This is a genomic window from Streptomyces adustus, assembly GCF_009377175.1.
GTDB classification, from domain to species: Bacteria; Actinomycetota; Actinomycetes; order Streptomycetales; family Streptomycetaceae; genus Streptomyces; species Streptomyces adustus.
Genome location: NZ_VJZD01000405.1, coordinates 1 through 5,155 on the forward strand (window position 1 = coordinate 1; position 5,155 = coordinate 5,155).

The following is a 5,155-nucleotide window of genomic DNA, read 5'->3' on the forward strand; positions in this document are numbered from 1 at the left end:
CCACCCCGCCTGCTCGCCACCCACCCGCTCCGCGACGATCCGCTCGGCCCAGCCGGACCGGCGGTACGCAGCGATCGGGTCGGGATCGATCCCGAGTTCCTCGCGCACCTCGCGCAGCAGCGGACGTACGTCCGTGTTGTACGCGTCCATCAGCACCGCGTTCGCCTCCAGCACGTCGCCCGACCGCTGCGCAGCGGCCAGCGCGTCACGGTCGACCAGCAGTGCCTTCGCGGTGGCCTCCTGCACGTTCATCACCGAGCGGATGATCGCCGGGATCTTCGCCTCGATGTTGTGGCACTGGTCGAGCATGAAGGCCACATCGGGCACGAACCCGCCGCCGCGGATGACCTCGTACATGATCCGGAACAGCTGGAAGGGGTCCGCGGCGCCGACCATCAGGTCGTCGTCCGCGTAGAAGCGGGAGTTGAAGTCGAACCCGCCGAGCTTGCCCTCGCGCAGCAGCGTGGCCACGATGAACTCGATGTTGGTGCCCGGCGCGTGGTGGCCGGTGTCCACCACGACCTGCGCCTTCGGGCCGAGCTTGAGGCAGTGGGCGTACGCGGTGCCCCAGTCCGGGACGTCGGTGGCGTAGAAGGCGGGCTCGAAGAACTTGTACTCCAGCAGCATCCGCTGCTCCTCGCCCAGCCGCGCGTACACCTCGGCGAGCCCCTCGGCCAGCCGGTCCTGGCGGCCGCGGATGTCGTCCTGGCCGGGGTAGTTCGTGCCGTCGGCGAACCACAGCTTCAGGTCGTGCGACCCGGTGGCGTCCATGATGTCGACACACTCCAGCAAGTGATCGACAGCCTTTCGGCGCACCGCCGCGTCCGGATGGCAGATGCTGCCCAGCTTGTAGTCGTCGTCCTGGAACGTGTTGGAGTTGATCGCGCCCAGCCGCACCCCGCGGTCCTCGGCGTGCTTGGCCAGGGCGGCGTAGTCGTCGACCTTGTCCCAGGGGATGTGCAGCGCGACGGTCGGGGCGACGCCCGTACAGGCGTGCACCTGGGCCGCGTCGTCCAGCTTCTCCCGGGGATCGCGGGGCACGCCGGGCTGCGCGAACACCTTGAAGCGGGTTCCCGAGTTGCCGTACGCCCACGACGGAGTCTCGACGGCCTGGGTCTTGAGGGCGGCCTTCACCGCGGCGAGATCGGTCACTTCAGGGCTCCTGGGACGTCGTTGGGGGAACGAGTTCAATGAAACGTTTCAGAAGGGGAAGTTATGAGCCCTCCGAACGGGTGTCAACCCCTGCGGCCGGGACGGCCCCCCGTAACAAGAACGAGACCTTGCGCTGTCGAAACTTTTTCGACACGGACCCATTGACGTCACATGCCGGATCTGTCTAACGTCCCGGCAATCCAGTTGAAACCTTTCACGACGCTGAGGGGCAGCCCGCCGGCGTCGTCGAGGAGCCCCCAATGACCAACCCGTCCGACACGGGTCCGGCCCCGGTGCTGGCACTGAAGGACATCGCCAAGTCCTTCGGCGCCGTCCGCGCCCTGCGGGACGTCTCCCTGACGCTGTTCCCCGGCGAGGTCCACGCCCTCGCCGGCGAGAACGGTGCGGGCAAGTCGACCCTCATCAAGACGCTCGCCGGGGTGCACCGACCGGACGCCGGCCAGGTACTGCTCGACGGTGCGCCCGTCGTCTTCCACGGCCCCGGTGACGCGCGTGACGCCGGCATCGCCGTGATCTACCAGGAGCCCACGCTCTTTCCCGACCTGTCGATCGCCGAGAACATCTTCATGGGCCGCCAGCCGCGGCGCGCCCTCGGCCGCATCGACCACAAGGCCACCCACGCCGAGACCGCCGCCCTGATGCGGCGCCTGGGCGTCGACCTCGACCCCGACCGCCCGGCCCGCGGCCTGTCCATCGCCGACCAGCAGATCGTCGAGATCGCCAAGGCGCTCTCCTTCGACGCGCGGGTCCTGATCATGGACGAGCCGACCGCCGCCCTCACCGGCAGCGAGGTCGCCCGCCTCTTCGGTGTCGTACGCACCCTGCGTGAACAGGGCGCCGCCGTCCTGTTCATCTCCCACCGGCTGGAGGAGATCTTCGCGATCTGCCAGCGGGTGACCACCCTGCGCGACGGCGCCCTGATCTCCAGCGAGCCGCTGGAGGGCATGACCGAGGACGACCTCGTCCGCCGCATGGTCGGCCGCGACCTCGAGGAGCTGTACCCCAAGCAGGACGTGACGCCCGGCGAGGTGCTGCTGAGCGTGCGCCGCCTGACCCGCGAGGGCGTCTTCACCGACGTCTCCTTCGAGGTGCGGCGCGGCGAGATCGTCGGGCTGGCCGGACTGGTCGGAGCCGGCCGCACGGAGGTCGCGCGGGCCGTCTTCGGCATCGACCGCCGGGACGCGGGCGATGTCGAGGTCGACGGACGCGCGCTCGCGGGCGGCTCCCCGTCCGCCGCGATGTCCGCCGGGATCGCCCTGGTCCCCGAGGACCGGCGCGCCCAGGGCCTGGTGATGGACATGTCCATCGAACGGAACATCGGCCTGACCGGACTGCGCACCAGCGTGAAGGCCGGTCTCGTGGACCGGGGCGCCGAGCGCAGCCGCTCCCTCGACTGGGCGGTGAAGCTCCAGGTCAAGTACGCCCGGATCGCCGACGCGGTCGGCACCCTGTCCGGCGGCAACCAGCAGAAGGTCGTGCTGGCCAAGTGGCTGGCCACCGGCCCCAAGGTGCTCATCGTCGACGAGCCCACCCGCGGCATCGACGTCGGCACCAAGGCCGAGGTCCACCGGCTGCTGTCGCAGCTGGCCGCCGACGGCGTCGCCGTCCTGATGATCTCCTCCGACCTGCCCGAGATCCTCGGCATGGCCGACCGCGTGCTGGTCATGCACGAAGGCCGGCTCACGGCCGAGATCCCCCGCTCCGAAGCAACCGAGGAGTCCGTGATGGCCGCAGCCACCGGGAGGGCCGCCGCATGACGGTGACCGCACCCAGCCCCGCCCCGGCCGGCGAAGTGGCCAAGTCCAGCGGCACCCGGCTGGTCGACCGCGTCTTCAAGATGCGCGAACTCGCCATCCTGGTCGTCTTCCTGGTGATGATCGCCGTCACCCAGATGGGCAACAGCGAGTTCCTCTCCGAGCAGGGCATCAAAGACCTGCTGCTCAACGCGACCATCCTGGTCCTGGTCGCCACCGGACAGTCCCTGGTGGTCATCACCCGCAACGTCGACCTGTCCGTCGGCTCCACCCTCGGCATCAGCGCCTTCGCCGCGGGCATCTACCTCCAGGGCGGCGGAAACCCGGTCGTGGCGGTCGTCCTGGCGATCCTGCTCGGCATCGGCTTCGGACTGCTCAACGGACTGCTGGTCAGCCTCGGCCAGGTGCCCGCGCTCGTGGTCACCCTCGGCACGCTGTACATCATCCGCGGCATCGACTCCATCTGGGTCGGCTCCCGCCAGATCACCGCGGCCGACCTGCCCGGCGGATTCGTCGACTTCGGCGCCGGAGGCATCTCCGCGGTGCCCTGGCTGGCCCTGATCGCGCTCGCCGTCCTGGTGGGCACGGCGTACTACCTCAAGCACTTCGGCAGCGGCCGCGAGATGTACGCGCTCGGCTCCAACCCCGAGGCCGCCCGGCTCGCCGGCATCCCGGTCCGCAAGCGGATCCTGGTCGCGTACACCTTCTGCGGCGGCCTGGCCGGCCTCGCGGGCGCCCTGTACCTGGCCCGGTTCGGCAACGTCGACTCCGGCACCGGCAACGGCTACGAACTCACCGTCGTCAGCGCGGTCGTGGTCGGCGGCGTGGTCTTCACCGGCGGCTCCGGCAGCGTCTACGGCGCCGCGCTCGGCGCCCTGCTGCTCACCTCGATCAACAGCGTGCTGCCCGCCCTCGGTGTCAGCTCCGTCTGGGTGCTCGCGATCAACGGCATCCTGCTCCTCCTCGCCATCGCGGTCGACCGCATCGTCGCGCTGCGCGTGGCCCAGGCCCTGAAGAAGAGGAACGCCCGTCATGGCTGACTCCGCTCTCGTGCGCGCCGTCCGCTGGGACACGGTCGTCGGCGCCCTGCTCATCGTGGTCCTGCTGTTCTCCTTCGGCTTCGTCGACGGGTTCGGCAACGCCCTCAACCTGTCGTTCCTGATCGGCAACACCCTGCCGATCGCGATGGTCGCGCTGCCCATGACCCTGCTCGTGGTGTCCGGCGAGATCGACCTCTCGGTGGCCTCCACGGCCGGCCTGTCCGGCGCCGTGATGGGCGCCCTGTGGAACCAGGGCATGACCATCGAGACGATCATCCCGCTGTGCCTGCTGCTCGGCGTGGTCTGCGGGCTGATCAACGGCCTGCTGGTGACCCGGCTCGGACTGCCCTCCCTCGCCGTCACCATCGGCACCCTCGCCGCCTACCGCGGCATCGCGCAGATCGTGCTCGGCTCCGACGCGGTGACCGACTTCCCCACCCAGTACCTGGACTTCGCGGCCGGACGGCTGGGGGACAGCTTCCTCCCGCAGGCCTTCCTGCCCTTCCTGGTCCTGCTCGCGATCGCCGTGGTGGCGCTGCACGCCACCCCCTTCGGACGCTCGCTCTACGCCATCGGCGCCAGCGAGGAGGCGGCCCGGTTCGCCGGCATCCGCGTCCGGCGCCAGAAGCTGATCCTCTTCACGATGACCGGCCTGATGGCGTCCCTCACCGGCATCTTCTGGGCACTGCACTACGCCAGCGCCCGCTACGACAACGCCACCGGCCTCGAACTGTCCGTCGTGGCCGCCGTACTGCTCGGCGGTATCGACTTCGACGGCGGCAAGGGCACGCTCGGCGGCGCGATCGCGGGAGTCTTCCTGCTCGGCGCGCTCCAGAACGTGATGAGCCTGGTGAACGTCTCGGCCCAGTCGCAGATCGTCGTCACGGGCGTCCTGCTCGTCGTCTCCGTGCTCGGCCCCCGGGTCGCGCGGCAGATCTCCGTGGCACGCGCGGGCCGCAGGGCCGCCTCGACCCCGACGTCGTAACTCCCGTCCCACCTCAGCCCGGCAACCCGCTTCGCTCACCCTCGTAAAGGAACACGCCATGCGCAAGTCGTCGATCCGTCGTGCCTGTGCGGCCCTGGCCGCCGTCACTTCCCTCGCCCTGGGCGTCACCGCGTGCGGTGGCACCACCAAGAACGATGTCGCCGCTGACAGCGGTTCGGCCGCCGCGGGCGGTACGGCCGACC

Annotated in this window: 4 protein-coding genes and 1 pseudogene; 4 read left to right on the top strand and 1 reads right to left on the bottom strand. The window is 70.1% G+C overall.

The features are described from left to right. On the bottom strand, positions 1-1,152 hold a 1,152-nt coding region (gene rhaI / locus FNH09_RS44445; RefSeq protein WP_162470039.1), incomplete at its 3' end, for an L-rhamnose isomerase. A 260-nt stretch (positions 1,153-1,412) separates the two neighbouring features. On the opposite strand from rhaI, the gene FNH09_RS44450 reads away from it, so the two are divergent. From FNH09_RS44450 to FNH09_RS44465, 4 genes and pseudogenes are all read left to right on the top strand, one after another. Then, entirely contained in the window at positions 1,413-2,930 is a 1,518-nt protein-coding gene (locus FNH09_RS44450; RefSeq protein WP_152895560.1) for a sugar ABC transporter ATP-binding protein, read from the top strand. Further along, positions 2,927-3,967 (top strand): ABC transporter permease, encoded by a 1,041-nt coding sequence (locus tag FNH09_RS44455; RefSeq protein ID WP_152895561.1) that lies wholly within the window; start codon positions 2,927-2,929, stop codon positions 3,965-3,967. Before FNH09_RS44450 ends, FNH09_RS44455 begins: the two co-directional genes overlap by 4 nt. Then, positions 3,960-4,952 carry an ABC transporter permease gene (locus FNH09_RS44460; RefSeq protein WP_152895562.1) on the top strand — a complete coding sequence of 331 codons (993 nt, stop codon included), beginning with the start codon at positions 3,960-3,962 and terminating at the stop codon, positions 4,950-4,952. Before FNH09_RS44455 ends, FNH09_RS44460 begins: the two co-directional genes overlap by 8 nt. A 58-nt stretch (positions 4,953-5,010) precedes the next feature. Continuing rightward, a pseudogene (locus tag FNH09_RS44465) lies at positions 5,011-5,155 on the top strand (rhamnose ABC transporter substrate-binding protein); the annotation flags it as partial.